This window comes from Campylobacter concisus, from assembly GCF_002165815.1.
Taxonomy (GTDB): Bacteria; Campylobacterota; Campylobacteria; order Campylobacterales; family Campylobacteraceae; genus Campylobacter_A; species Campylobacter_A concisus_BH.
In genome coordinates this window covers 215,913-241,079 of record NZ_NDYN01000001.1, presented here as the reverse complement: position 1 = coordinate 241,079, position 25,167 = coordinate 215,913, and the positions used below count along the sequence as shown (strand labels likewise).

Sequence of the window (25,167 nt, the reverse complement as noted above, 5' to 3'; positions counted from 1 at the left end):
TTTAGAGCCAAGTTTGGCTAAGATTAAGCAAAAAGGCATTTTATGCAAAGAAGAGATTTTTTTAAATTCAGTAGTTTTTTAGGTGCAGCAAGTCTGCTTCCAAGTGTCACTCTAGCTAGCGACGAGCCAGCAAACCCAGTAGTTAGAAATTTCGACGTAAATTTCAAACACCAGCTGCTTGAAAAGGGCAAAAGCTCAAGAATTTGGTTGCCGCTCCCACTAAGCACCACTTATCAGCAACTAACCCAAGACTACGTCATAAACACAACCGCTAAAAACGTTTATATCTCAGACACGCTAATACCAACAATGTATGGCGAATTTGAAGAAAATGAGCAAAGACCTATTTTAAATATCCAGTTTAAAATCCAAACAACAGAGCGCAATACCGACTTTAGCAAGGTAAATTTCGATCCAAATGAGAAGGTCGATCCTGCGATTTTGGAGTTTTTAAAACCAACTTCACACATACCAACTGACGGCGTCGTAAGAGCAAAAGCGCTAGAGATTATCGGCAATACTAAAGGCGATTTGGAGCGTGCAAAAGCGATATATACGTGGGTTGCAAACACTATGCAGCGTGATAATAGCATCCTTGGATGTGGCACAGGCGACGTTAAAGCCATACTTGAAAGCGGCAAACTAGTTGGCAAATGCACCGACATAAACTCAGTTTTTGTGGGACTTTGCAGATCAGTTGGCATCCCAGCAAGAGAAATTTTTGGTATCAGGGTTGGTCAGTCTAGATTTTCAGACCAGATGGGTAGCGCAAAAGACGGCGTGGCTAAAATTTCAGGCGGACAGCACTGCAGGGCTGAGTTTTACTTAAAAGGCTATGGTTGGATACCGGTTGATCCAGCTGACGTTACGAAGGTAAGACTGGGCGAGAAATTAACAAACGACGACGCTAAGATCAAAGCTATTAGGGACTATTGCTTTGGCAACTGGGAGATGTGCTGGATAGGCTTTAACTACGGCCGTGACTTTATCTTAAAGCCAACCCCAGAGCAAACTCCGCTAAACAACTTTGGCTATCCATACGCTGAGGTTGATGGCAACACACAAAACTACTATTCGCCAAAAGAATTTAGCTACGACTACGTCTCAACAGAGCTAAAATGAGAGCCTTTTGGCTGATACTAACATCCATAGGTAGTGCTATCGGCGCTACCTTGTGCTGCTTACCGGCACTTCTTTTCTTGCTTTTTGGCACTTCTTTTTCTTTTCTATCTTGGACACAAAATTTATACGAGTACCGCGTCCCTTTGAGCGTCGTGGCGGTTATTTGCTTTGTGATCTCAGGTGTGGCTTTATTTTACAAGCCAAAAAGTTGCAACCTAAGCTATAAAAAGAAAAAATGGATACTTATATATATACTTTTTGGAGTGATTTTGCTTTTACTCCTTACATATCCGGAGCTTTTAGGAGAAATTTATGCGTAAAATTTTAGTTTTAGCCCTTCTTGCACTTAGTTGCTACGCTGAGAAAACGATAGAGATTTTGGTGCCTAGCATGCACTGTCCGCTTTGCACGGCGATAGTAAGAAAGGCCGCACTTAGCGTTGAGGGCGTAAAAAAGGCAGACGTATCGCTAAAAGAGCGAAAAGCTGTCGTTGTAGCAGATGACAAGGTCGATGAAAAAGAGCTTTTAAAAGCGGTTGATGCGACTGGCTATAAGGGCGAGATAAAATAAATTTAATGGAGGCAAATATGTCAAAGAGCGAAGTTCTAACGAAATTTGAGACACTTGCAGCGATACCGCACTGCAGTTACGATACTGATAAGATGCGTGATTTTCTGGCTAGTTATGCAAAAGACAAGGGCTGTGAGGTCGTGGTCGATAGTTTTGGCAACGTTCATGCATTTAAAGGCAAGCCAAAAATTTGCTTACAGAGCCACTACGATATGGTTTGCATGGGCGATGCGCCAAAGATCGAGATAGTTTATGGCGATGATGGCTATATGAGAGCTAAAAACTCGTCTTTAGGCGCAGATAATGGCATAGGCGTGGCTATAATGATGCAGATGATAAGCGAATTTGACGACATTGAGTGCCTCTTTACAAACAACGAAGAGGTTGGCATGGTCGGAGCTGCTGGCTTTAACGGCGATCTAAAAGCCGATAAACTTTTAAATTTAGATAGTGAAGAGGACGACCGCGTAACTATCGGCTGCGCTGGCGGTATAAATTTATTTGCGACCATCGCGCTCAATAGCAAAAAAACAAAAGAGAGCACGCTTTATGAAGTAAAAGTGAGCGGCCTACCTGGCGGACACTCTGGCAACGAGATACATAAAAATATCCCAAATGCGATCAAGGTTTTGGCGGCATTTGTGACTAAAAATGGCTGCAGGCTTGTTAAATTTGAAGGTGGCGAGCGAAGCAACTCTATCCCAAGTGGCGCAACTGCACTAGTTTTAAGTGATAAGGAGCTAAAGAGCGAGTGTGAGAATTTAAGCGTGAAAAAGCTTGGCATGGGAGATGAAATTTTAGAAAACGGCGAGAAAATTTTAGCTCTTATTAACTCATTTTCACAAGGTGTAAGGGCCTATAACTGCGAGCTAGGCATCCCACAAGATAGCGTAAATCTCTCTTTAGCAAAGATCAAAGATGACGGCACGCTTGAAGTGGAGTTTTTCGCAAGGTCAATGAGCAAAGACGGCCTAAATAGAATGGAATTTGAAATTTCTGAGCTTGCAAAAGCGGTCGGTTTTAACGTCATTTCAAAAGATAGAAACCCAGCTTGGAAGCCTATAAATGATAAATTTGCAAACGACATCTTAGAAGAGCTTAAAATTTATAAGCCAAATGCAAGGATAACAGCTGTGCATGCTGGACTTGAATGTGGAGTGCTTTTGGAGAAAAAAGCAGGTCTTAGTGCATGCTCAATCGGACCAAATATCTACTCACCTCACTCTACAAGAGAGCACTGCGAAGTAGCTTCTGCACTTTTTATCGAAAAAGTCGTTCGCGGTATCGTTAAAAAATATAACTCATAAAAATAAAATTTGCTAGAAATTTCTAGCAAATTTTTCTATATCACCTTGTCCTTACTCTTACAAAGATCGTTTAATATGCACTCATGGCAAAGCGGTTTTTTAGCCTTGCAGGTGTAGCGTCCAAAAAGAACCATGCCTTGATGAAGCTTGCCAAGATCAGTTTTAAAGGCACGGCTTAGATCATCTTCGGTCGCTTCTGGCGTCTTTGCGCTGCTTAAGCCAAGTCTATGTGATACTCTAAAAACATGCGTATCAACTGCCATTACGTTTGCATTTGTTGCCTCTAAAAGCACGACGTGAGCGGTCTTTTGCCCAACTCCAGCAAGGGCTTTTAGCTTCTCTTCATCAAGCGGAATTTCTCCGTTATAAAGCTCAACCACGCTGTTTGCCATCTTGATCAAATTCAGGGCCTTATTATTAAAAAAACTGCATGAGTTTATCATCAGTTTTAGGCTGGCTAAATTTGCACTAGCTAGCTCAAAAACATCTTTATATGCTTCAAATAGGGCAGGTGTGATCAAATTTACCCTTTTGTCTGTGCATTGAGCTGAGAGCATGACGCAGACAAGAAGTTCATATAAATTTCTAAATTTAAGCTCGCTTTTGGCGTCTTTAAACTCTTCTAAAAGCCTCTTTTTTATCTCTAAAATATCTTTTTTTGTTCTCATTTGGCTATTTTACCTAAAATTGCAAGTTAAACGAAAAGTTACCGCATTATTTGATATAATCCTGCCCATAAAATCAATTTTTTAAAGGATTTATATGAAAAAATTTTTGTTTCCAGCAGTTTTAAGTTTAGCTGCAGCTGTCACTCTAAACGCAGCAGTAGTTGCAACAGTTGATGGCGATGCTATAAACGATAGCGATATCTCAGCTCTTTTGTCAGCGGCTATGCCAGGTTTTGACGCTAGCAAGCTTCAACCAAATGAGAAAAAACGTATAATCGACGATCTAATCAATAGAAAACTCCTTTTAAAAGACGCAAAAGCGACAGGCATTGAAAAAGATGTTGATTACATCAAGGCTGTAAAAGCTGCACAAGAAGGCATCGCAGTTGAGCTTTATATGAGAAAATTATTTGACGGTATAAAAGTAAGCGATAGCGATTTAAGAGATTTTTACAACAAAAACAAAGCTAGCATGAACCAACCAGCTCAAGCAAGAGCAAGACATATCTTAGTTGAAGATGAAAAAACAGCAAACGACATCATCGCTCAACTTAAAAATTTAAAAGGTGAGGCTCTAACTAAGAAATTTGCAGAGCTAGCAAGCCAAAAATCAATCGACAAAGGCTCAGCAGCACACGGCGGCGAGCTTGGCTGGTTTGGTCAAAGCCAAATGGTAAAACCTTTTGCAGACGCAGCATTTTCAATGGCTAATGGCACAGTTTCAACTAAGCCAGTTAAAACTCAGTTTGGCTACCACGTTATCTTAAAAGAAGATGGCAAAGCTGCTGGCACTGTAAGCTTTGAACAAGCAAAACCAGAGATCGAGCAAGCTGTGAAAATGGAGAAATTCCAAGCTGCTGTTAGACAAAAAAGTGAAGCTCTACGCCAAAAAGCAAAGATAGAATACAAATAAAATTTGGAGGATAAAATGGGCGTTTTGGATATCGTAAAACCTGGTGTTTTAAGCGGAGATGATGTAACAAAACTTTATGCTTATGCCAAAGAGCAAGGTTTTGCAATACCTGCTGTAAATGTCGTAGGCAGCGACTCAGTAAATGCTGTTTTAGAAGCGGCAAAGGTTGCTAACTCGCCTGTTATCGTTCAGTTTAGTAATGGCGGTGCAGGTTTTTACGCTGGTAAAGCCTGCGAAAATGCAGCCGTTCTTGGTGCGATCGCTGGAGCAAAGCATGTTCATCTGCTTGCCAAGGCTTATGGCGTGCCAGTCATTTTACACACTGACCACGCTGCTAGAAAGCTTTTGCCTTGGATAGACGAGCTAGTAAAAGCAAGTCATGAGTATAAAAAAACTCACGGCGTGCCACTTTTTAGCTCTCACATGCTTGATCTTAGTGAAGAGAATATCAACGAAAATTTAAGCACGTGCGAGAAGTATCTAAAAGAGCTTAGCGAGCTTGGCATCAGCCTAGAGATCGAGCTAGGCGTCACTGGTGGCGAAGAAGATGGCGTAGATAACACAAGCGTTGATAACGCACTTCTTTACACTCAGCCAGAGGATGTCGCGCTTGCTTATGAAAGACTAAGCAAGATAAGCGATAAATTTAGCATCGCAGCTAGTTTTGGTAACGTTCATGGTGTCTATAAACCGGGCAATGTCGTGCTAAGACCAGAAATTCTTAAAAACTCACAAGCTTATGTCGCTAAGAAATTTAACACAAAAAGCGACAAGCCAGTAAATTTTGTATTTCACGGCGGTAGCGGCAGTGAGCTAAAAGATATCAAAAATGCTGTAAGTTACGGCGTTATCAAGATGAACATCGACACCGATACGCAGTGGGCTTTCTGGGACGGCGTGCGTGAGTATGAGGCTAAAAATAGAGCATACTTGCAAGGGCAGATCGGCAACCCAGAGGGCGATGATAAGCCAAATAAAAAATACTACGATCCAAGGAAATGGCTAAGAAGTGGCGAGGAGAGCATGGTTAAGCGTCTTCAGATTGCTTTTAGCGACTTAAACTGCCTAAATAGGAACTAATCCTATGCAAAATCAAAATGATTTTAGTGAGCTAAGCGTGCCAAAAGAGCGCCAAGCTCACTCTTTCTTTGTCTTTTTTAAAGTTATCTTTATCCCTTTAGCTATCTATATCTTGGCGATACTAGCCTATCTTGGCGTTATAAATTTTCAGATGAAGCTTCACACCATCGTGATGATGGGCATTATACTCTTTGTCGCTTTTATATTTTCACGCCACAGCGCCTTAGTGGCTTACTCAAATTTCTTAGCAAATGCCAAAGACTACAAGATAAGGCTAAAAGAATTTATCATTGCTCATCTTTTTGAAATTTCAGGCGTCAAAAAGGCAAACGCTAAATTTGAAGATTTTTTCGAGAGCTATACAAGAAATTTTAGAAATGACAACCTAGCAAACATCGGTCAAGCAGTCTTTCCTATGCTTGGAATTTTGGGCACATTTATCAGTATCGCTATCTCTATGCCAAGCTTTAGCTCAAGCACCGCAAACGGACTTGAAAAAGAGATCGCTATACTGCTAAATGGCGTAGCTACAGCGTTTTATGTATCGATATATGGCATATTTTTAGCGCTTTGGTGGATGTTTTTTGAAAAGATCGGCATTAGTAAATTTGAGAGATTTTACAGCGAGCAAAAAGAGCTAAGCCGTGAGTTTTTCTGGCAGGAAAATGAGCTAAATGCAAATTTCATGAAAGCAAGTGTAGGCTACTTTAAAGATAGTCACGACGCCTTTAAAATGGTGCTTGATGATAAATTTGTAAAAGAGCTAAGCGAGCAGACAAATGAGAAATTTAACAGCCTAAAAGAGCTTTGTGAGGTTGAGAAAAATATCATCAATCAAAGCAAGGCAGAGCTTAGTGCAAGTTTAAAAATGCTAAATGAATCTGGGCTAAAACAAGATGAATTTGTAAAAATCCACTCCGATATATTAAAGGCGGTTGGCGCGTTTTCTAATGCCTTTAAAGATATGGAGGTTAAAATTTTAACCGAGCATGCAAAGCTTGGCGAAATTTTTAGTAGAAATTTAAACGCTACAAAAGAGAGCCAGCTTAAATTTGAGCAGACCATCAAGAGTTTTGACGCCATTTTAAAAGAATTTTCTCTCTCTTTGATGAAAGAGCAAAACGAGGCATTAAAGGCATTTAGGACCTCGCTCGTGGAGAGTGCTACGATATTTAAGGCAGCGTATGAGCAAGAGGGTAGGAGCTTGGAGCGTGAAAAAGAGCGCGAGAGCCTCATTGCTGAGCTTAAGAAGAACATAGACGAGATCGATAAAGAAGCAAATTCTGTAATAGAAAAGATCGAAAATCTAGTGCAATGAAAATAGACAAAAATAACGAAGATCAATCGAGCTTTTGGGTTTCGTACGCGGACTTGATGGCGGGTCTGCTCTTTGTTTTTATGCTGCTAATAGGCGCTGTCGTCGTAAAATACGTCCTAACTCAAAACACCCTTGAAAATAAAGAGCAAGCTATCATCGCAGCTTTAGCAAATTTAAAAGACGCTCAGGGCAAGAATTTCACACTTGAAGAGCTAAATGACGCCCTAAAAAGCGAGCTTTCAAAGATAAGCGACGAAAACATAAATTTAAAAAAATCAAATGAAATTTTTGTCATCCAAATAGACGCCCTAAAAGATAAACTAGCCCAGCTCATAGAGGAAAACAAAGACGCAAATGTGAGCATAAAAGAGCTAAATGCTAGCATTTTTGATCTAAATCAAAAGATGATCGTGCTAAATGATGAAATTTCATCAAAAGATAAAGCGCTTAGCGATGCAAATGCAAGTAGCGAGAAAAATTTAGCCAAGATCGCCTTTTTACTCGAGCAAGTAAGCAAAAAAGAGGCTAGATATGACGAGCTTTTAAGGGATCTAAACGTCACTCGTGACAGGGTCAAAAACCTAACTGGCATAAGGGTAAAAGTGATCTCCGCCCTAAAAGATAGGCTAGGATCTAGCATCGAGATCGATCCAAACTCAGGCGCGCTAAAGCTTAGCTCATCAGTGCTTTTTGATAAGGGTAGTGCGGTCTTAAAAGAAGAGGTCAAAGAGGAGCTAAAGGCCACGCTTAGTAAGTATTTTGACGTGCTTTTAAATGATAAAGAGATCGCCTCAAATATCGATCAGATTGTCATAGAGGGCTTTACAGATAGCGATGGAAGCTACATTTATAACCTAGAGCTTTCGCAAAAAAGAGCCTACGCGGTGATGGAGTTTATAAACTCATTTAGTGACGATGCACGCCTTAGAAAGCTGCTTGTCGCAAGTGGGCGAAGCTACAACGAGCTAGTTTTTAAAGACGGAGCCGAGGACAAGGACGCTTCAAGGCGTATAGAGATCAAATTTTCACTCTCAAACAAAGAGGCTATCAACGAGATAGAGAAATTTTTGGAGTTTAAGGGTGATTGATAAAATTCGCTTAAGAGGGCGAGAATTTTGGCTTTTAAGAGACGATCTGCTAGGCGAGTTTAACGGCAACAAAGCAAGAAAGCTAGAGTATTTTCTAAAGGCTGATCTTGGTGGCGTCAAAGCCATCGTATCTCACGGCTCAAGCCAGTCAAACGCTATGTATAGCCTAAGTCTTTTTGCCAAGCTAAAAGGGCTTAAATTTTACTACGTCGTCTCTCATCTTAGCTCAAATTTAGAGCAATATCCAGTTGGAAATTTCAAATTTGCACTTGAAAATGGTATGGAAATTTTTGTAAAAGAGGAGCGTGAGAAATTTGCTAAAGAGCTAGCAAAGAGTAAAAATGCACTTTTTATAAACGAGGGCGTGGCGCAAAGTGAGGCTGAGTTTGGCTTTATCACGCAGGCACGTGAGATAAATGAGTGGAGCAAAAAAAGCGGCATAAGGCCTGATATATTCTTGCCCTCAGGCACTGGCACAAGTGCATGCTACCTAGCAAAGCACACCGATCTTAGGGTCTTTACAGCCCCTTGCGTAGGAGACAGCGACTATCTCAAAAAGCAAATTTACGAGCTAGATAAAAACAGCAAAGTGCAAATTTTAAATCCCCCAAAGAAGTATCATTTTGGAAATTTATATAAAGAGTTTTATGAAATTTGGCTTGAAGTGTGCAAAAGTGGCGTGGAGTTTGAGCTTATTTACGACCCAGTGGGCTTTATGACGCTTTTTGCAAATTTAGACAAGCTTGGGAGCGAAATTTTATATATCCACCAAGGCGGAATTTTAGGTAACATTACACAAAAACAAAGATATGAGAGAAAACTAAAAATAAAGGATCATAAATGAAGTTTTTACACAGCAGCGACGCTGACTTTGAGAGTAAATTTTCACAGCTTGTTAGGCGAAGTGACAATGATATGAGTGCCGTGATGCCAGTGGTTACAGGTATCATAGACGAGATAAGAAAAGATGGCGATAGTGCGCTTTTTGCACAGATAAGTAAATTTGATAAATTTAATGTCACAAGCAAAAACGACATAATAATCGACGTAAAAGAGATGGAAGCGGCCTACAACTCGCTAGATAACGCCCTAAGAGTGGCTCTAAATTTAGCCCACGACAGGATAAAAAGCTATCACGAGCGCACAAAGCCAAGCGACTGGACCTATAAGGATGAGCACGACATCTTACTTGGTGCTAAATACACTCCGGTTGATCGCGCTGGCCTTTATATCCCAGGCGGTAAGGCGGCCTATCCTAGCTCGCTTCTTATGAATGCTATCCCAGCAGTCGTTGCTGGCGTAAAAGAGATCGTTGTCTGCACCCCAGCGCCAGGTGGCAAGGTAAATCCTCTGCTTCTTGCAGCGATGCATCTATGTGGCATCAAAACAGCCTTTAAAATAGGCGGTGCAAGTGCGATCGCAGCGATGGCTTACGGCACAGCGACCGTGCCAAAGGTCGACGTCATCACAGGACCTGGCAACATCTACGTAGCGACTGCTAAAAAGCTAGTTTATGGCGACGTAAATATCGATATGATCGCTGGTCCAAGCGAGATAGGCGTGATCGCTGATGATAGTGCGGACCCTCGCCATATAGCGATCGATCTACTCTCACAAGCCGAGCATGACGAGATCGCAAGTGCCTTTTTGATAACGCCAGTGGAGGCCTTTGCAAGGGCAGTGCAAAGACACATAGAGGATGAGCTAAAAACTCTAAAACGCGAACCAATCGCAAGTGCTAGTATGAGAAACAAAGCTGCTATTATCGTCGCAAAAGACTTGCAAGAGTGCTTTAAGCTGATGAACGAGCTTGCAGTGGAGCACCTAGAGATCGCTACAAACGACGCTTTGAGCTATATGGACGAGGTAAAACATGCTGGAGCGATATTTTTTGGACACTTTACGCCTGAAGCGATGGGCGACTACATCGCAGGACCAAACCACACCTTGCCAACTGGCGGAAGTGCGAGATTTTACTCACCGCTTGGAGTTGAAAATTTCATGAAGCGAAGCTCTATCATCTCAGTTAGCAGAAAAGGAATCATGCATCTTGGCAAACCATGCATGCAGCTAGCCGAAGCTGAAGGACTAACAGCCCATAAAAGATCAATCGCCGTGAGGTTAGAGGATTAAAAAATGAAATTTGATTTTAGAAAATTTAAGATTTTCTAAAATCTTTTTAAAAATATTTTTTGCTTTAAGAAATATTTTTGCAATATTGTTAAAAGCCCATATTTCAATTCGTTCTAGTCTTGATGTGCCTTAATCGTGTCAAGACTAGCTTTTATAGCTTCTTTATCTTCAGTCTTCACTCCAGTAAAATGTCCATAAACTTGCTCTAACATTTTCATAGATGAATGTCCTAATGCCTCTTTAATAATTAATGGATTAACCTTATCGTTGAGTAATAAACTAGCATAGGTATGTCTAAGGCTATGAAATCCTGCATAAGGTAAATCTAAAGCATTACATAAGTTCTGAAATGCTCTACCTAGTCTCTGGTAAGACATGGTAAATCCCTTGAAGTCAGTGAACTCTGTTAGGATATCTTTAGGTATATAGACAACTCTAGGTTTATTAGTCTTGGTAGGATGTAACCCACCAGTATTAATGGCTATTGTCTTAGATATAGAGATAAACTCACTAGATATATCTTTAGATGTCAGTGCAAGTATCTCTCCTATTCTAGCTCCAGAATAGAAAGCTAATAATAATACAAGTCTAAGCTCACCCTTAGCACTATTAATCAATCTAGGTATATCTTCTTTAGAATATACAACTCTAGTCAAGCTCTGTTTAGTATTTACCTTTATATTATAGACTGGATTAAAGGTAATAATACCTTGCTTTATAGCATACCTAAAAGCTTTACTAAGTACCATTAGATAATTCTTAATAGTATTAGAGCAATAGCCTTGCTTAGATAGCATAATCGAGAACTTTTCTATATCTATGACAGTGATCTCTTGAATACTTCTATCCTTAACCATCTTCTTTATACTAGATATAGTATAGATAATATTCTGCAGAGAAGAATTACGTAAATAGTTTTCGTCTAGTTCTAGGGATAAATCTAAGGCATCGAAGAGCATCAGTTCTCTAGGTTTATCTTGCATAAGTTTAGGTATCAATTCTACTCTAGCATAGTTAAGATTAGTCTTATTCCACTCTAATTTTAAACTCTGTCTGTATCGCTTACCTCCCTTGACATAATCAGCATAAATAATATTATTACGCTTGTATAGTTTCATTGTTAAACCTTTCTTGTAGTAAGGCATCTCTATCCCAAACTAATATCCTATCTGAAATTTTCTTATAATGAATATTAGGGAGATAGATAGCCTTAAATACTCTAAGCCTAAGAGCATTAGGAGTGATACCTAATAGCTCTGCAGCTTGAGTATTACCCTTGATCTTTTTAGGATACATTCTCTGTAACTCTCTTAGTTCTAGGGTATCTACAATTTTAGATAAAGATAAATCTAAAGCTCTTGTAAATATACTAAGAAGTTCAGATTCACTCATATTAGTTCTCGCTATCTGCGAAGACATGAGCCTTAACTATAAAGATAGTCTTATCACTATCTTTTCTTATTCTAGCATTTTGTTCAGCAGCTTCTTTCTCAGCATTCTCTTCTTTCAAGAATGCTTTATGAAAATGTTGCCTATCTTCATTTACTATCCTGACTTCATAAAACTTTTTCACTTTTACTCCTTTATTGAAAATCCGAGACTATAAAGTATTCGCCTCTCTGTAACTGATTTACCATCTATGCTAGTGATCTCTAAGGTATCTTGAAATGACTTTCTAGTAGATGTAGGCATAGACCAATCACCATCTGTCTTTAGCTCCCAATGCCATAAGACATTATCACCGAAGGCATCTAGATATACATCATGAGCTGTCTTAAAGCTTACAGCTATCCCATTAGATAGGTAATAGATCTCTTCAGATTGATTAGTTTCTACAACTTTAGGTAGATATTTATCATTATCTTCTAAAGATCGTCCTGCATCAGACTTACGTACTAAGACATCGTCTTCAACGAACTCCATCTCAATAGGTATTCTAAACCCTTCCCAGTAAGCTGTAAGTAGTATCTTATCTGTAGTCTTACTAGGAGCATATAAATCTCTAGCTTCTTCAATAGTCATAGGACCATTGTAAGGTGTCAGCTTATTAGTTGTAGTATCTAGAATGTAATGTTGCCATAAGACATCAGTAACCTTAACGTACTCTCTTTCAGCTTGTTTTATATCTATAGTGCCATAGTCTGATAAGAAGTATTCTCCTTGTTGTAGCCCAGTAACTACTTCAAAGTACATTAGTGGATCTATAGTTTGTCTTTCTCTAAACCTATGTATTAATAGATCTCCATCTGAAAACTTACACATTTAGTAACTCCTTATTCTCGTAGATATTCCCTAAGATTTTTATATTATCTACTTCGTTAAAATACTCATTGTAGTGGTCTTTAACTCTAAGTACATAGCTAGTAGCATCTTTATCCCACTCAACAACGCCTACATAGTTCTGACGAGAAGCTGAGAAGCTAACGATATAGCCTGTATATATCTCATTACCATCCATATCGTAGTACTCAGTGAACTCTAATAGTTCAATCTTATCTTTAGGATAGAGATCTAGAATAAGATCAGTATCTCCATAGTATTCTGGTAAGGCATCTTTCATTGGTACAGCAACAGTTTCTATAAGCCCTGCTTCATTGAACTTTACACTTACTACTCTAAGTATCTTCTTCTGAGCAGGATAATAAAGCTTATACTTGATGTTTCTCATTATTAGTCCTTTCTTAACCCTTTTCTTAAGGCATCTAAAATGTAGTAAGAGAGATCAAAATCTCCATCATCAATTCCTTTAAGTGTAGAAGCTTCTACTCTATTAAAGGCTATTTCTTTAATCTTATTCTTAATAGCTTCCTCATTCTTTTTCAGCATATTCTGGACTAAAGTATTGATATATGTAGCTCTCTTATAAGTAGCTGGTCGATAGTACCTATCACTGGCATTTGGTTCAATGCTATACCCAAACAATGAGTAGCTAGATATGAACTCTCCATCTTTAACTAGCTTCCTTAGTTGCTGTAAGGCTTTCTCTACAGCTTCAGGGTTCTCTTGAAAGATAACTTTTAAAAACTCTCCTGATATTGAACCATAGACAGCTTCAGAAATAAAGTCCTTTATGTTAGTAAATTGACTTATCTGTTTATCTAGATAGCTTCTTACACTCTGCTTGCATATCTCTTTAATATCACTCTCAGAGATATAGTCCTCTACGTTTATAGTTAGTTCCATTCGTTCTCCTCAAATAGAGTATTAGCTTTAGTTTCCATTAGTGGTAACTCATTGAATAATCTATCAGCATAAGGCTTTAGCTCTTCTTGGATAATTCTTAGTTTGAGTTTCTCTGCTTCTTCGTCAAACGTTTTGCTGTTCTCCATAGATAAGAGTGTATTGAAGTCAATAGCTTTCAGTTTAAGCTCTCTCATAAAGTCAATACATCTACTAAGTAATGGGAACTCTCCTTCGACTATGCTGAGTATCTCACCATACATGTTCGGATACTTAACTAAGTTATTCATAATCTCATAAGGATAAGCTGTAGCTTCAGATATATGTTTAGTTATATCCTCTTCTATAGTTCGTGATCGTCTAAACTTTTCTAGATACCATCCTTTAGAGATATATCTCTTAACAGTCTCTTCAATCTCTTTCTCAAACATCAGTTCTCCTTTAGTTTAAATCCAAGAGCGTATATAGGCTTCCATCTAAAAGTATCGTGTTTAGATGCATATTCTTTCTCTAACTCAGCTCTAGTTATTCTCTTAGGGTACATTGAGTACTCTTTAGAGATATAGTCGTATATCTCGAAGTACCATAAGACATCTCTTTCGTTGATGAAATCTTTATCTACCTCTTCGATAGCAGTAGGACTTGTATATTCAAACTTATAATTGGTTTCGTCAATGTCTGTGATTGTATATGTCATTGGACATAACCCTTCTTCAGAGTCTTTAAATACAAGAGTATCTCCTACTTTAAACTTAGTATCTCTATCGGATTTAACTCTATATGTACCATCTTCGAAATCCCAAACATCTTGATTTATCTTACACCACTTACCCTCAGATCGATAGTATGTTTCTATTGTCTTACCTTCTTCGTAAGCAGTAAGTATCTTAATCTTCTCTTCTAGATTCATTTTCTTCTCCTCGAGGGATCCTAAATCCCATACTAAACATAGGCTCATACGTTTCGTTAGCCCAACCTTTAATCTCACCTAGCTTCATCATAGTTGGAGCTAAGGTATATCTATCCTCTTTCTTATAGTGAATAACGTGCCACCAATAGACATCATTGATGTTTCTATAGTTAGCATCTACAGCTTCTACAGGAGTATGGATAGCATCTCCCTCGAATAGGTAATCTCCATTTTTAGTAAAACCTTTTACTGTTACTATCTCTGGTTCAAGCTTACCTTCATCAGCTATATGTACTAACTTATCTCCTATCTGAAAGGTAGTATCAGGGTTCTTATTAGGCTTAACTCGATACTCATACATACCGAAATCTAATTCACCAGTTAGCATATCTTCCCAGTCGTCTTCTTCGCCATCAGTTTCAGAATACTGAATAGTTAAACCTTTATCCATAGCTCGGATAATCTCGATTTTTTCTTGTAAGTTGTTCATTATTGTTCTCCATTTAGGTATCTACCTTTTAATATTTTTAGAATATCTTGCTTAGTAAATTTAGACTTCTTATGTAGTTCTATCTTGCTAAGCCAATATTCATCTAGCTTTCTTCCATAGTATTCGAAAGCTTCAGCTTTAGTCGCAAAAGGTTCGTAAGGCTCAAGTTCATCGAATACCCAGACACCATTAACCATTCGCTGACTTTCTTGTTGCCTAACTAATGCTTCGCCTTTAGTCATATAAGTATCCTTACTTAAGAAGGGGATTTACTCCCCTCTTATTGTTTTAAAGAAATCTCTGATAGCTTGTTTTCTAGCTTCTTCGTCTTCTGTTTTATAGACTACGATCTCGCAGAGTTCTTTAAACAATAAAAGATCTCTGTCTTGTTCTTCATCTTTAGCAGCAAGAGTTGCATAGCCAGCTATATCTACCCAGTGGTCTTTAAAGTTACCATTACCACAGACTATTCTTGCAATCTTATGTAAGATCATATCTAAGGCTTCTGCCTTAGCTGGAGTTAAGTCTGACTGTAAATGAGCTTCGCAGACATCCTTAAGTATCTGAGAAATCTTACTGACTAATCTATAGTCACCATGAGTATCCTGTCTCTCGTTTAGAACTTCCTCGATCATTTCTTACCTTTCAATAATTTTTTTAGAGTATAAGAACTTGTATAAGTCACTTTACTAATTACTCGTCTTTTACCTTTTAAATCGGTAATAGGCACTTTAAGTAACTTGAAGTGACCTATGGTGGGGAAATTAAGCTTTCCTTCTTTCTGTAAGATCTCTCTAGCTAACTCGAATGTCTTAGATAGAGTAATTCTCGTACCCTTCTTAGACATACCTGACCTAGAGGCTACTTCGTCGATAAAATCCTTATATAGCATTTATTCCTCCTTGTATTTAGTATGAGCATAATGAAGTAAACCTAGGGCATCACTTCTGCCATCTAGTAAGCCTCCCTTAGCTCCATAGATAGAAGCATTAGGGTAAAGCTTGATTAAGGTATTAGCTATAGTTTTCTTATCAGCTTTAGCTGGGATACCTATAGCTTTCTGCCAAACTTGCGGAGAGACCATAATGTAAGGGATTTCAAGTGCTTGAAGTACTCCTTCTATCTCTCCTAATCTCTGTCCGAAACTAAAAGTAGAACTAACACCTTGCTTAGGCATAGAATGAACTTTCTCCACAATACATAGATCTACCTTATTAGATTTCAAGGCATGGATATAGCCTTGTAAGTTTTGGGATTTAAAGTCTATAAATGTAAGGGGAGAAGTTTCTATAACTAAAGCACCGTTAGATCCAGGATCTATCGCTGCGTACATTACGATCTGAAAGGATTGTCAGCTGTCTGAACTTTTATATCTTTAGAAGCTTGTGCTGCATTAGCTGTAGATTTACTAGCTTTCCAAGCTTCAACATCAGCGATTGTAAGACCATCGTCATAGCGATTGTTCTCAGCATACTTTTTATCTTTTTCAAGTTGTACACCTACTGCTGTACCAGATACGATCTCACTAGCTGTAGCACCATCTTCTCTGTAAAAGCCCATAATCTCACGTTGTTCTCTGATCTCACCATTGTATTTAGAATATCTAAATCTAATATTGACTTTAACAGGTAAGTCATTGAACTGATCTAGAACATCAAATGACTCTTCTTTCTGATCACGTCCTACTTTATGTACCTCTTTTACAGGGTCATTAACATTTTGAATACCTGCAATAACACATAGTTTATTGAAGATATTTCTCTGAAAGTTTTCACTTCCATCGTTGTTATCTAGTTTAAGTCCATACAATGTAGTTTCACTGCCTTGATATAGTACATTGAAGTTTAGGCTTCTAGCACCATGATCATTGACTTTAACACTGACGAACTTAATAACTACGTCGTAAATACCACTCTTAGTGATAAACTCTTTTCCGTTTTCTGCAATAGCTTTTTTATCTATGCTTGCTGTGAAGAAACTCATTTTAACTCCTTATAGTATATATTCTTCAATTTCGTTTTTAGCATTTACTAGCTTGTTGAGATATTCATTGATATCAAACTCGTTTATTCCGACCTTATCTGGTAAGTCTTTCAATGTTGTTCTAGCTGGATACTTGAATGAAGTAAAATAGACAACTAACTTACCACTGGATTTCTCTATAAATAAACTATCGTTTACTATAGATAACCAACTGCCTGCTTTAGCGAATTGACCTTGAGCAGGTATAATATGCCTATCACTCTTCTCGTCTACCATTGTATGAGCTACAATGACTACTGATACTCCATTGGCTATCAGAACATTCTCGATATAGTTATTTAAATCTAGAGTATCAATATTGTTCTGTTCATGGATTTTAAAGCCTGTATATTTAACAGAGTTATATCTAGTCATTGCTGCATAGAGTTGAGTGACAGTATCGATAACTATGAACTTCGGAAACTCTTTAAACTTTTCCTTATATGCTTTTATCTTGTCATTGATAAAAGTTATTACACTCTCCATGCCTTCATAGTTTTTAAAATTAGCATGGGGTACATTAAAGCTATACTCTTTCTTATCGAAGTTTATAACCAACGCATTTTTTATCTGAGAAGTTAGGGTAGATTTACCACTAGCTTCATAACCGCTTACAAGTATTTTAGTACTCAATTATTTCTCCTTTAATCTGTAATCTGAATAGAGTAGATAGACTAACTTAGGATCTTCTACACCTTTAAGATAAGTCTCAGCAATCAATCTAAGGTAGTCTTCAATGAATTGCATATCCTCATCGGTAATAACTTGAGTAACAGGGATCACTTGAGAAGGGTAGTCTTTTAAAGGCTTACCAGTCTTCTCACTTACTCTGCCAACTATATTATTAGTTATCCATACAATGCGAATACGATTAATATCTACTCCCATCTTTCTATAGATATAGGCATAAGTAAGTAATTGCCATTTATAGTTATTAGGCATATAAGTTTCGTCTATACTTGTCTTAGATGTAGTTTTAAAATCTATAAGAGTATCACCGATGACTGCATCAGCTGTTCCTGCTGCATAAACATTATCTACAATCTTACAAGCTATAGCTTCTTCACTTCTATTTGGTATCCCGAATACTCTTAGATAATCTATAAGTGCTTGACCCATAGGTATAAACTGATCTTTTATATATTCTTTATCTATTTCTGGATTAGATTGAGAATCTATATAAGCATACAATTCATCTTTATCTACTGCTTTAGTTTTAATATAGCTCTCTGCTATTCTATGAACGCATGAGCCTAGTACAGTAGATGTACTACCTTCGAATATCTTATTGCCTAAGACATTCTCTTGATACCACTCCCATTTCTTTTCAGTAAACTTAGCTACACTAGATGGACTTATTCTGAAACTTCCTTCAGGCAAGAGATCTAAGTAGTTCTCTTGATAATTCATAGGTTTTAATGGAGTCATTGTACTTCTCCTGTCTCTCTTGTTTCTATGAGCATTTCTTGCTTCTCTTCATCAGAAGCTCTCTCAAAGTATTCAAGAGCCATACCTATAGCTTGCTCTCTAGAGATTTCGATCTCAGTTTCTATCTCACATAGATACTCATTTACCTGAATTATCTTTACTCTGTTCGTGAACATACAACTCCTTTCTTGACTGCAAGACCTAAGTCATAGACCTTATTCTTTACTGCAGTAGCTGTAAGGCTATTAGGTAAAGTTCTTAGAAGATACGAGAACTGTCTTTTAGACATTGCTGTCTTAGGATCAGCACAATACATTATCTGTTTTACCTCTGAATCTGTCCATCTATGCTTTTTAGCTTTAGGCTGATTAAAAGGGTTATTAGTATCTTTAACTTCGCTAACAGGTTTTAGTATCTCACTCTTTATGTCTTGAACAAGATTAGAAGATGTCTTAGTACTATTATCTTGAGACATTAGAATAGATACAATCCTTCTTACGCTAGACATGAGCCTAATTAGCTCATCAATTATTTCTGATTGCAAGTTTTCTCCTTTAAGTTTTTATAGTTTCTTGTTTCGCCTACGAATAAGTGAGCTTTATACTTCATACGAGATATTGCTACGTATGTTAGTTTTAGAAACTCCTCTACACTAATAGGTTTATTGTAGTTGTTATATCTCGTAGGTTTTCGATATAACTGCTTGTATATATCTGTAGCATCTATGAATACTTCATCTAAAGTCATGCCTTGAGCTTTATGAATAGTGCTAGCATAGGTATGCTTAGGATGCATATAAGTATCTGCTATACTCCAATAACATTCAGGATTAGTTCTAAGGACTTCATCTAAGATGCATTTCTCTTGCTTTTTACTCTTACAGATACGAAATCTAACAGATTCTCCATCGTTACTAATAGCATGAATATCCCAGATACCTTCACTAGATCTCTGAACGTCATAGATTTCAACTATATCACCATTCTTACAATAGCCTATAGGTTTATCCAAGACTAATAGATCACCTACAGAATAAAGTTCTTTATCAGCTAAAGCCTTGTTATAACTATCTATAACACTATTGCTATAGCCTAGTATTCTTTTAGAACTATTGCACTCTAGATAAGCTTTACAGAAATCTTTATGGCTATCGTACAAGATAATGCTATCTGGTAAATCTTTTCTAAAATCTGGTAATTGCTTAGATTTAATACTAGATCTAAGAGACTCTAGATACTGATGTAGTTTTTGATCACTGATAGATTGTCGCATCTGTTGAGTTAAAACAACCTCCATGTCAGGCTTAATGTCTGCTTTAAGACCTATAGCAGATAACTGACATTCATCTCCTACAAGCAAGATATGCTTATAGCTTCCATTTAAAGCCTTCTGATAGACTTTATTAGGTAGCATAGACATTTCATCGATTATTAGAAGATCAGCTTCTATAGGCTCTCTAATATCGCTTAGATATTGTTCTATCCCATTACGTGTCATATTGAAACCTAAAGCACTATGAGTTGTATATGCCTTAGTACCTATAGAAGCTTGAAGATTATTTTTAGCTTTATGAGTAGTAGCTGTTACTAATACAGATCCTTTATAGTCTTTAACTATCTGAGATAGTACAAAACTTTTACCAGTGCCTGCAGCACCTCGAAGGACAACTATTCTATTAGGTTTAGGACTGTCTGAAGTGAAGTAGTCATAGATTTTTACTTGTTCTGGAGTAAGTCTGATACTCTTGTCCATAGGCTTAAACCATTCTCTCTATCTACATACCACTCACCATTTTTAAAGAGATAAAAGTAATCAATCATATCGTCACCTTTCTCATAATTAGCTAATTGAGTATGCTTAGGTGCTACAGTATTCCAAGGTTCTCCTCTGTCTCTATAATAAGCTACAGTAACATCTTCTTCAGGTTCATCGAAGTCATGCTTACCTTTAGGGATTAGGTTTTCTCTTAGACTTGATATATCACCCAAGTTAAGTAGCTCATCTACCTTCTCGGGATTTTTATAATAAGTATCCAGCATATAACCTACATATTCTGGATAGCCATCCCAGTGACAATAGATAAACTTAACATCATTGGATTTATCGTCTAATTTACCTATATAACTTCTTGTACTCATTTCCAGTTCCTTATCTGATTTATAATCGTATTTTCGAATCTTTTAGACTCCATAGGTACTTCCCAGTATTCATTAATCTCATTCATAAGTGAGATAATCTCTTCTGTACTCATACCTAAATCCCTAGCATGTTTAGCTGCTCGTATAAGGCTTACACTACCTTCACCATCTCTAGCATTAAACGCATAGTTGAATGTATCTAGAGGAGAAGATAGTAGAGCTTGCTTTTGAGCTTCATTTAAAGTACTAACAACTTGAGGAGCTTTAGCTTCATCATTAGCTTGAAGTAGATGTTCTCTTACTTCTATGCAAGATTTATTAGTAACAGAAAGAATGTTTCTATCACTATAGCTATAGAATATCTGAGATTTAGGGAGTATATCTGCATCTAAGCTTAGATATTCGCAGATACTTTTAATGAAGGCTTTATAAGTCTTCTCGTCTAAATCTACGAAGCTGTCTAACTCTAAGAGTACTCTAAACTTATAAGCATTAGTTGGATCACTAGTCCTTACAATATGGTGATTGAAGTTAGCTAGTATCTCATGAGTCTGCTCATCAGTAAATAGACTCTTATCAATATCTAAGCATATCCACTTAGCTCCACTATCTACACTAGCTTTAGATCTCACTCCATTCTTAAATCTAAATGGAGAATAGGCATAGTCTTTAGTGAGCATATCACCAAGAGCTTTAAAATCAGTTTCTGCATAGGTAAATCCACTAGAACACTTTTTAGCTCTCTCTTCTTTAGAGCCACTGCAAGCTAGGTAACTAACACCTAGAGCATTAGTTTTTATAATCTTGGTATATTCAATACCATTTTCTAAAGCTCTATAGATACCACTTTCATCATAGCTTCCTGCAAGAGTAGCTAACTCTTTTAGTTTATTAGCTATGCCAGAACTACCTTGAATATACCCTAGCTTTTTAAGTAAGTGAATATTGACGAAACACTTGTTATCCTCGAGTAGTTGTTGTACTAATCCTACGAATAACTCGTAGGGTTCTTTTACTAGCTCTATCTCGAAGTTTCTCATATCTTCATCTAATAGCTCACAAAACTTACAAGCATCTACATAGTCTTCAGCTTCAATAGTATCTTTACCTCTAAATAGAGCTATTGCTCCACTTAGCTTTAGAGCCTTCCATTGTAAGTGAGATCTAACTATCTTAGATATAGGATACTGTTTCTTTATAGTCTCTGCGGTAGCTTCGTTATACTCTTTATATAAAGTAAAGAGTGATCTAACTTCATTTGAGACATTTAATGGAGTACCGAGCTTACTTATCTCTCTCTGAGCGATACCTAAGAAGATGCTTTCATACTCTGTTATAATCTTCTTAGCTTCGTCTTCAAGAGTAATCTTTTCTGCAAGTAGATCTTTTATAGATAGATACTCTTTAGCTGGTGGTAGGATAGGTGAATAGTTAAAGAAGCTTCTTCTAGCTAACTTAGAGCTAAACTCCATTTTAAACTTCTTCTTCACTTCAGTATCGAATAAGATATTATCTGGGCTACCTACGAATAAAGCAGATACTGCTAGATTCTTAATAGCTTTAGATTGTTTATCTTTATCTTTAATAACCTTTACTTCTTTCTTGCCTTCATCGTACATCTCAGATATAAGCTGAAAGTTAGAAGTAATTACAGGTGATACAAGAAGCTCACTACCGATCTCTGAGCTAGTTAGAAATCCAGCTCCTATACCATCTTCTTCAATACCATTTAGATATGCTATATATCCTTCATTAGTTGAAGGTGATGCGAATAGTGGAGTAGGTGCTTCATAGAACTTAGAATAAGTTTCTGGAGATGAAGGTTTAGCTTGATTTCTATCTTTAGCCTTAGCTATAGCTCTCGCTACTGCTTTCTCTTCTCTGATTGCATTAATATGGTCATAACCTAGTTTATAGTTCTTTCTCATAATATTGATTGAACTATCTTTACCTACGCCACTACCAGTTATACAGAAGGTAATAGCATTAATAGGTATCAAGCTAGTATTCCAGTGCAAGATATGTCTTCTAAACTGAGACATAAATAGAATAAACTCGCTTACTGCAATAGTAAGCTTCATTCTTTCTGGTACTTTAGAGTTAGGTATAGAGTGAGATAAATCTAGTAAGAACTTAGGTAGCTTATTATCGAATAGCTGGTATTTTTCCAGCTCTTGTCTTAACATTTCTACCATAGCTCAGCCTTAAACTTGCAAGAGCTTTCAATATCTCCATAGTAATATCGTGCCATTAAGCACCTCCTTTTTTAAAAAGTCGAAGAAGCCTTCGTAGAAGGCGAAGGGTGATAGTGAGTAATCAGAGAACATAATTCTTTTATCTCGTCATAGTCCATAGCGTATACGAAATCTTGCCTTTCTCTAGGAGTAAGAGTCTTATAGAGATCTAATAGACTTATGCCATCTAGATCTATCTCTATATCACTAATACTAAGCTGTTCCCACTTACCATTTAACTCATTTTTCTTAAATACTCTTAGCATTTTTTAACTCCTTTTCTAGCTTCTTACGAACTTTCTTAGTAGCTTTTCTTTGAGCATAATATTTAATTAGATAGTTCTTAATAGCTTCCTCTTCTAATCCACCTAGAATTGTCATAGCTTCTTTTACTACTTTGCCTTGAGTCATTGTGATAATATCTACTAGACCAGTAGCATCAATAAGTAGATCAGAAGCACATAAAGGTACTTTATGAAGACTATTGCTTAGTGACTTTTCCACGTAGTAAATCATTTCTTTAACCTCTCATTGATCTCTTGTTGTTGTTTTAGAATCTGTTGGAGCATCATGATCTGAATATTTTGTCCATCGTTAAGGTCTTGTAATAGTCTGATAACTTTATCTAATTGATTTCTGACTACCATAGACTCTTCTGCAAAACATAGTGCTGATGCTAGTAACATTGCTATTATTATTTTCATATTTCACTCTCCATTACATCAATAGCTAAATAGTTAGCTAGAGCTTGTACAGCTTTCCATTTATAATCGTCTAGGTCTGCACCTAGATAATCACCTAAAAATGCTAGTGTAGAGCTACAACCGATTAACTCAGCTTCTTGCTTCAACCACTCTAGCATATCGTCTTCATTCTCATCAAAGAACCTAGACATATCCATACAACCTATCAGTCCTGAGAAGCCTGCATTAGCTCCACAGTGATAGATGTCATACATTCTCTGTAATAGGTCTTCTCTTTCAGATACTCTATGTAGATCCATCTGTTTAGCTAAAGGCTTAAATAGAGGATGTTTATCAGTAGCATCTTTGATTATCTTAGATACTTGAGATTTCTTAAGTTCTGTACCACCTTTATAGTATTCATATAAGCACCTCATTGTTGCTCCTCATACTCTTTAAGAACTTGTCTAGCCCTAACTCTACCTGAGTCAGATATACCTTTATAAGCTGTAAGAGCTTTCATATAGTCTCCGTTATACTTAGTTAGATAATAGCTAAGAATAAAGGCTGTAGCATATATCTGCTCTTCATAAGTCTTATTAGGTATTTTCCAATACTTGGCATTAATACCACCTAGACCAGACACTGTAGGATTACTATGTTTAGTTTTAGTACTATACTCACTCTCTGAATTAATTAGAGCTGTAAGTAATCCTGCATCTATATCATACTCTCTAGCTGCTCTATAGGTTAGCTCAGCGAGATCAATATCCTTATTACGCATCTTGGCATATATGGTATTAATCTCGTTCATTCTAGACGTTTCTAGAGCAATACTATGCTCAACTAAGCCAAGACTATCAGCTAAAGCTTTTTCACTCTCTACAAGTCTGGCATCTTTATTCTCTTCGATTTCAACTCTCTGGTTATAATCCATTCGTAATACAATTATGCAAAGTACGAATGTAATTACAAAGAGAGTTATAGGCAAGCCTATGCCTTCTACAAATCTTTTTAACATTAAGATCCTTTTTAGTGTGTTTCGTATTGATTAGCTCCGAAGTTAGGTTCACCATGTACTTGGTATTTAAGACCTAATTCATCACTAGCAGTTTTAAAACTATTAGTTAGAATATCTCTGACAGAGTCTTTAATCTCTGGCAAGATTTCTAAGTTAATAGCATCGTGGATATTAGAGACGTAAGCGAACTCTTTACCATGAGTATATAAAGCCCTTAGTTGTCGATCTACTTCAACTAAGTAATACTTCATAAAAATAGCTCCAGCAGACTGGAGTAATAGATTAAAGGCTTTATGTTCAGCTCTAACGTTGAGTAATCTTCCATCTAAGCCTACGATCTTACTATCTCTAATAGATTTAGTAGTCTCTTCAACTAGCTTACGATAGCCTTTAGTATTATCTCTAAACATCTGAGAAGTTCTAGCCCCATAGATTGTCTGATAGATTAAATCTTCATTATAAGGAGCTAATGTACCTTTAGCTATAGGATAGAACTTCTTACCATCTAGTAAAACTATTCTCTTCTCTATCTTTTCAAGAGCTGTAGCGTACTCTTGCTGGGTATATTCGAATGGTTCTTTATTCCATACTTGAATACCTATCTTAGTCTCTCCAGCTCCGTAACAAACAGAGTAAATAAAGGTTTTAGCTAGATCTCTAGTAGGTAATCCAACTCTATGTTGATTTACTGTATGAATATCAGTACCTTTAGATTTATCGCCAGTATCTACTGTATGAGCAAACTCATAATTATCGTATGGACCTAAGTAATGTCCAAGCATTACCAATTCTACATTTGTGTTCTAGTAGCTTCGCAAGTGCTACTACGTTCTCTTATGAACTGCTTATAGTTTCCTATAAG

37 protein-coding genes are annotated in these 25,167 nt (G+C 37.2%); 10 read left to right on the top strand and 27 right to left on the bottom strand.

Annotated elements, in window-relative coordinates; all coding sequences use genetic code 11:
• Nucleotides 1–42: 42 nt before the first annotated feature.
• Genes B9N65_RS01345 through B9N65_RS01330 form a run of 4 tightly spaced genes read left to right on the top strand, consistent with a single transcriptional unit; the run spans nt 43 to nt 2,999 of the window.
• Complete coding sequence (locus tag B9N65_RS01345) at nt 43–1,122, top strand: transglutaminase-like domain-containing protein (protein ID WP_087582508.1); 1,080 nt, start codon at nt 43–45, stop codon at nt 1,120–1,122.
• Nucleotides 1,119–1,442, top strand: a complete 324-nt coding sequence (locus tag B9N65_RS01340) for a hypothetical protein (RefSeq protein ID WP_009294140.1) — start codon at nt 1,119–1,121, stop codon at nt 1,440–1,442. Before B9N65_RS01345 ends, B9N65_RS01340 begins: the two co-directional genes overlap by 4 nt.
• A complete protein-coding gene (locus B9N65_RS01335; protein WP_087582507.1) occupies nt 1,435–1,692 on the top strand; it encodes a heavy-metal-associated domain-containing protein in 258 nt (85 codons plus the stop codon). Before B9N65_RS01340 ends, B9N65_RS01335 begins: the two co-directional genes overlap by 8 nt.
• Before the next feature lie 17 nt (nt 1,693–1,709).
• Nucleotides 1,710–2,999: a M28 family peptidase gene (locus B9N65_RS01330; RefSeq protein ID WP_087582506.1), complete on the top strand. Its 1,290-nt coding sequence runs from the start codon at nt 1,710–1,712 to the stop codon at nt 2,997–2,999.
• A gap of 35 nt (nt 3,000–3,034) precedes the next feature.
• Here the strand turns inward: B9N65_RS01330 and nth are convergent, their stop codons facing one another.
• A complete protein-coding gene (nth, locus tag B9N65_RS01325; protein WP_048809839.1) occupies nt 3,035–3,667 on the bottom strand; it encodes an endonuclease III in 633 nt (210 codons plus the stop codon).
• Between the two features lie 94 nt (nt 3,668–3,761).
• Between nth and B9N65_RS01320 the strand changes: the two genes are divergently transcribed.
• The 6 genes from B9N65_RS01320 to hisD are packed head-to-tail and all read left to right on the top strand — an operon-like array spanning nt 3,762 to nt 10,199.
• The gene (locus B9N65_RS01320) at nt 3,762–4,580 is read left to right on the top strand and encodes a peptidylprolyl isomerase (RefSeq protein WP_009294116.1); all 819 of its coding nucleotides are present in this window, start codon (nt 3,762–3,764) and stop codon (nt 4,578–4,580) included.
• A gap of 15 nt (nt 4,581–4,595) precedes the next feature.
• Nucleotides 4,596–5,660, top strand: a complete 1,065-nt coding sequence (gene fbaA, locus B9N65_RS01315) for a class II fructose-bisphosphate aldolase (RefSeq protein WP_087582505.1) — start codon at nt 4,596–4,598, stop codon at nt 5,658–5,660.
• Between the two features lie 4 nt (nt 5,661–5,664).
• Nucleotides 5,665–6,978, top strand: a complete 1,314-nt coding sequence (locus B9N65_RS01310; RefSeq protein WP_087582504.1) for a MotA/TolQ/ExbB proton channel family protein — start codon at nt 5,665–5,667, stop codon at nt 6,976–6,978.
• Nucleotides 6,975–8,066 (top strand): OmpA family protein, encoded by a 1,092-nt coding sequence (locus tag B9N65_RS01305; protein ID WP_087582503.1) that lies wholly within the window; start codon nt 6,975–6,977, stop codon nt 8,064–8,066. Before B9N65_RS01310 ends, B9N65_RS01305 begins: the two co-directional genes overlap by 4 nt.
• Nucleotides 8,059–8,910 carry a pyridoxal-phosphate dependent enzyme gene (locus B9N65_RS01300; protein WP_087582502.1) on the top strand — a complete coding sequence of 284 codons (852 nt, stop codon included), beginning with the start codon at nt 8,059–8,061 and terminating at the stop codon, nt 8,908–8,910. The genes B9N65_RS01305 and B9N65_RS01300 overlap by 8 nt, the downstream gene beginning before the upstream one ends.
• Nucleotides 8,907–10,199: a histidinol dehydrogenase gene (gene hisD, locus B9N65_RS01295; RefSeq protein ID WP_087582501.1), complete on the top strand. Its 1,293-nt coding sequence runs from the start codon at nt 8,907–8,909 to the stop codon at nt 10,197–10,199. Before B9N65_RS01300 ends, hisD begins: the two co-directional genes overlap by 4 nt.
• Nucleotides 10,200–10,312: 113 nt before the next feature.
• On the opposite strand, the gene B9N65_RS01290 is transcribed toward hisD, so the two are convergent.
• The 26 genes from B9N65_RS01290 to B9N65_RS01160 form a co-directional block, all read right to left on the bottom strand.
• Nucleotides 10,313–11,317 carry a tyrosine-type recombinase/integrase gene (locus B9N65_RS01290; protein ID WP_180385111.1) on the bottom strand — a complete coding sequence of 335 codons (1,005 nt, stop codon included), beginning with the start codon at nt 11,315–11,317 and terminating at the stop codon, nt 10,313–10,315.
• A complete protein-coding gene (locus tag B9N65_RS01285; RefSeq protein WP_087582499.1) occupies nt 11,298–11,591 on the bottom strand; it encodes a hypothetical protein in 294 nt (97 codons plus the stop codon). Before B9N65_RS01285 ends, B9N65_RS01290 begins: the two co-directional genes overlap by 20 nt.
• A gap of 1 nt (nt 11,592) precedes the next feature.
• Nucleotides 11,593–11,772 carry a hypothetical protein gene (locus B9N65_RS01280; RefSeq protein WP_087582498.1) on the bottom strand — a complete coding sequence of 60 codons (180 nt, stop codon included), beginning with the start codon at nt 11,770–11,772 and terminating at the stop codon, nt 11,593–11,595.
• Nucleotides 11,773–11,774: 2 nt separating this feature from the next.
• Complete coding sequence (locus B9N65_RS01275) at nt 11,775–12,461, bottom strand: hypothetical protein (protein WP_087582497.1); 687 nt, start codon at nt 12,459–12,461, stop codon at nt 11,775–11,777.
• Nucleotides 12,454–12,759 (bottom strand): YopX family protein, encoded by a 306-nt coding sequence (locus B9N65_RS01270; RefSeq protein WP_180385110.1) that lies wholly within the window; start codon nt 12,757–12,759, stop codon nt 12,454–12,456. Before B9N65_RS01270 ends, B9N65_RS01275 begins: the two co-directional genes overlap by 8 nt.
• Nucleotides 12,760–12,869: 110 nt before the next feature.
• Nucleotides 12,870–13,382, bottom strand: coding sequence for a hypothetical protein (locus tag B9N65_RS01265; protein WP_087582495.1), 513 nt, complete (start codon nt 13,380–13,382; stop codon nt 12,870–12,872).
• Nucleotides 13,373–13,810, bottom strand: coding sequence for a hypothetical protein (locus B9N65_RS01260; RefSeq protein ID WP_087582494.1), 438 nt, complete (start codon nt 13,808–13,810; stop codon nt 13,373–13,375). Before B9N65_RS01260 ends, B9N65_RS01265 begins: the two co-directional genes overlap by 10 nt.
• Nucleotides 13,810–14,289, bottom strand: a complete 480-nt coding sequence (locus B9N65_RS01255; protein WP_087582493.1) for a hypothetical protein — start codon at nt 14,287–14,289, stop codon at nt 13,810–13,812. The genes B9N65_RS01260 and B9N65_RS01255 overlap by 1 nt, the downstream gene beginning before the upstream one ends.
• A complete protein-coding gene (locus tag B9N65_RS01250) occupies nt 14,267–14,779 on the bottom strand; it encodes a hypothetical protein (protein WP_087582492.1) in 513 nt (170 codons plus the stop codon). The genes B9N65_RS01255 and B9N65_RS01250 overlap by 23 nt, the downstream gene beginning before the upstream one ends.
• Nucleotides 14,779–15,021 (bottom strand): hypothetical protein, encoded by a 243-nt coding sequence (locus B9N65_RS01245; protein WP_087582491.1) that lies wholly within the window; start codon nt 15,019–15,021, stop codon nt 14,779–14,781. Before B9N65_RS01245 ends, B9N65_RS01250 begins: the two co-directional genes overlap by 1 nt.
• A gap of 27 nt (nt 15,022–15,048) precedes the next feature.
• A complete protein-coding gene (locus B9N65_RS10960; protein WP_180385109.1) occupies nt 15,049–15,414 on the bottom strand; it encodes a DUF6378 domain-containing protein in 366 nt (121 codons plus the stop codon).
• On the bottom strand, nt 15,411–15,671 hold the full coding sequence (locus B9N65_RS01235) for an HU family DNA-binding protein (RefSeq protein ID WP_087582490.1): 261 nt from the start codon (nt 15,669–15,671) through the stop codon (nt 15,411–15,413). Before B9N65_RS01235 ends, B9N65_RS10960 begins: the two co-directional genes overlap by 4 nt.
• Nucleotides 15,672–16,112, bottom strand: a complete 441-nt coding sequence (locus B9N65_RS01230; RefSeq protein ID WP_087582489.1) for a hypothetical protein — start codon at nt 16,110–16,112, stop codon at nt 15,672–15,674.
• A complete protein-coding gene (locus tag B9N65_RS01225; RefSeq protein ID WP_087582488.1) occupies nt 16,112–16,762 on the bottom strand; it encodes a hypothetical protein in 651 nt (216 codons plus the stop codon). The genes B9N65_RS01230 and B9N65_RS01225 overlap by 1 nt, the downstream gene beginning before the upstream one ends.
• Nucleotides 16,763–16,771: 9 nt before the next feature.
• Entirely contained in the window at nt 16,772–17,434 is a 663-nt protein-coding gene (locus B9N65_RS01220; protein WP_087582487.1) for an AAA family ATPase, read from the bottom strand.
• Entirely contained in the window at nt 17,435–18,229 is a 795-nt protein-coding gene (locus B9N65_RS01215) for a PD-(D/E)XK nuclease family protein (RefSeq protein ID WP_087582486.1), read from the bottom strand.
• Nucleotides 18,226–18,405 carry a hypothetical protein gene (locus B9N65_RS01210; protein WP_087582485.1) on the bottom strand — a complete coding sequence of 60 codons (180 nt, stop codon included), beginning with the start codon at nt 18,403–18,405 and terminating at the stop codon, nt 18,226–18,228. The genes B9N65_RS01215 and B9N65_RS01210 overlap by 4 nt, the downstream gene beginning before the upstream one ends.
• Nucleotides 18,387–18,773, bottom strand: a complete 387-nt coding sequence (locus B9N65_RS01205; protein WP_087582484.1) for a hypothetical protein — start codon at nt 18,771–18,773, stop codon at nt 18,387–18,389. Before B9N65_RS01205 ends, B9N65_RS01210 begins: the two co-directional genes overlap by 19 nt.
• Nucleotides 18,758–19,981 carry an ATP-dependent DNA helicase gene (locus B9N65_RS01200; RefSeq protein WP_087582483.1) on the bottom strand — a complete coding sequence of 408 codons (1,224 nt, stop codon included), beginning with the start codon at nt 19,979–19,981 and terminating at the stop codon, nt 18,758–18,760. Before B9N65_RS01200 ends, B9N65_RS01205 begins: the two co-directional genes overlap by 16 nt.
• On the bottom strand, nt 19,945–20,367 hold the full coding sequence (locus B9N65_RS01195; RefSeq protein WP_087582482.1) for a hypothetical protein: 423 nt from the start codon (nt 20,365–20,367) through the stop codon (nt 19,945–19,947). Before B9N65_RS01195 ends, B9N65_RS01200 begins: the two co-directional genes overlap by 37 nt.
• Nucleotides 20,364–22,562 carry a hypothetical protein gene (locus tag B9N65_RS01190; RefSeq protein WP_087582481.1) on the bottom strand — a complete coding sequence of 733 codons (2,199 nt, stop codon included), beginning with the start codon at nt 22,560–22,562 and terminating at the stop codon, nt 20,364–20,366. The genes B9N65_RS01195 and B9N65_RS01190 overlap by 4 nt, the downstream gene beginning before the upstream one ends.
• A gap of 288 nt (nt 22,563–22,850) precedes the next feature.
• Entirely contained in the window at nt 22,851–23,105 is a 255-nt protein-coding gene (locus tag B9N65_RS01180) for a hypothetical protein (RefSeq protein WP_141083827.1), read from the bottom strand.
• An 8-nt stretch (nt 23,106–23,113) separates the two neighbouring features.
• On the bottom strand, nt 23,114–23,305 hold the full coding sequence (locus B9N65_RS01175) for a hypothetical protein (RefSeq protein ID WP_087582478.1): 192 nt from the start codon (nt 23,303–23,305) through the stop codon (nt 23,114–23,116).
• Nucleotides 23,302–23,721: a hypothetical protein gene (locus tag B9N65_RS01170; RefSeq protein ID WP_087582477.1), complete on the bottom strand. Its 420-nt coding sequence runs from the start codon at nt 23,719–23,721 to the stop codon at nt 23,302–23,304. Before B9N65_RS01170 ends, B9N65_RS01175 begins: the two co-directional genes overlap by 4 nt.
• Nucleotides 23,718–24,305 carry a hypothetical protein gene (locus B9N65_RS01165; protein WP_087582476.1) on the bottom strand — a complete coding sequence of 196 codons (588 nt, stop codon included), beginning with the start codon at nt 24,303–24,305 and terminating at the stop codon, nt 23,718–23,720. The genes B9N65_RS01170 and B9N65_RS01165 overlap by 4 nt, the downstream gene beginning before the upstream one ends.
• Nucleotides 24,306–24,316: 11 nt before the next feature.
• A complete protein-coding gene (locus tag B9N65_RS01160; RefSeq protein WP_087582475.1) occupies nt 24,317–25,087 on the bottom strand; it encodes a DNA polymerase in 771 nt (256 codons plus the stop codon).
• Between the last annotated feature and the right edge of the window lie 80 nt (nt 25,088–25,167).